Here is a 1124-nt window from a genome sequence, read left to right as displayed (position 1 = left end):
ACTGGCCGCGGACCGGGTCGTAGGTCCAGTTGGAGGATTCGGTGTCGACGAAGATGATCCGGGCTTCGGGGTATTTGTCGTCGGTGTCGTTCCACATGTAGAAGTCACCGAACGGCCCGTCCGGATCGGTCCGCGACGCCTGGAACCAGGAATGCTGGTCGCTGGTGTGGTTCATGACGAGGTCGGCGATGACGCGGATTCCCCGTGCGTGCGCCTGCTCGATCAGTTCGACGAAGTCGCCGAGCTCTCCGAAGTCGGGAAGAATCCTGGTGTACTCGGAGATGTCGTAGCCGCCGTCCTTCAGCGGTGACTGGTAGATCGGCAGGAGCCAGAGGCAGTCGACGCCGAGCCATTCCAGGTGGTCGAGCTTGGAGATCAGGCCGCGCAGGTCTCCGTAGCCGTCGTTGTTGGAGTCGGCGAATCCGCGCACCGACACCTCGTAGAACACCGCCGTCTTGAACCAGTGCGGATCGCGCGGCGTCTCGGGGCTGAACGCATCGGGGACGGGTTCGGACGCCGCCGGGACCGCGTCCGGGGGGATCTCGGGGATGGGCTCGTCCCTGGGCACCGGGCCGGGCGTCGGGCCGGGCGTCGGGGAGGGAGGCTGTGGTTCGTTCGGTCCGCTCAACTCTCGCTGCTCCGGAACGTGAAGATGTGCGCGGGTCGAAGGTGCGGGTCCAGGTAGACGTAATTGGCCTTCCGCCACGTGTACGTCGAGCCGTCCAGCTCGTCGTGGACGCTGAAGGGACGGTCGGGGTCGTCGGGGAGGCCGAGTGCGGTGAGGTCGAGGTGGACCGTCGCCTCGCGCGGCTGGTGCGGGTTCAGGTTGACGATCGCCAGGACCACGTCGTCCATGTGCCGCTTGGAGAACGCGAGCAGTTCCGGCTGGTCGATGTGGTGGAAGCGCAGGTTCCGCAGCAGTTGGAGTGCGGGGTGGGCGTTGCGGAGGGTGTTGAGCCGGGTGATGAGGGGGGCGATGGTGGTGTCGTCGCGGTCTGCGGCTTCCCAGTCGCGGGGGCGGTACTGGTATTTCTCGGAGTCGCGGTATTCCTCGCTGCCGGGGCGGACGGGGGTGTTCTCGCAGAGTTCGTAGCCGGAGTAGACGCCCCAGGTGGGGGAGAGCA

Annotated in this window: 1 protein-coding gene and 1 pseudogene; both read right to left on the bottom strand. The window is 66.5% G+C overall.

Annotated elements, in window-relative coordinates; translation table 11 throughout:
* Nucleotides 1–568, bottom strand: a 568-nt coding sequence (locus tag J4557_RS49055) for an alpha-amylase family glycosyl hydrolase (protein WP_307800637.1), incomplete at its 3' end; no start/stop codon positions are given.
* 56 nt (nucleotides 569–624) lie between these two features.
* A pseudogene (locus tag J4557_RS49050) lies at nucleotides 625–1124 on the bottom strand (alpha-1,4-glucan--maltose-1-phosphate maltosyltransferase); the annotation flags it as partial.

The organism is Actinomadura nitritigenes, from assembly GCF_017573545.1.
In the GTDB taxonomy this organism is placed as follows: Bacteria; Actinomycetota; Actinomycetes; order Streptosporangiales; family Streptosporangiaceae; genus Spirillospora; species Spirillospora nitritigenes.
Note: the sequence above shows the minus strand (reverse complement) of the source record. Positions and strands in the feature narration are given on the sequence as shown.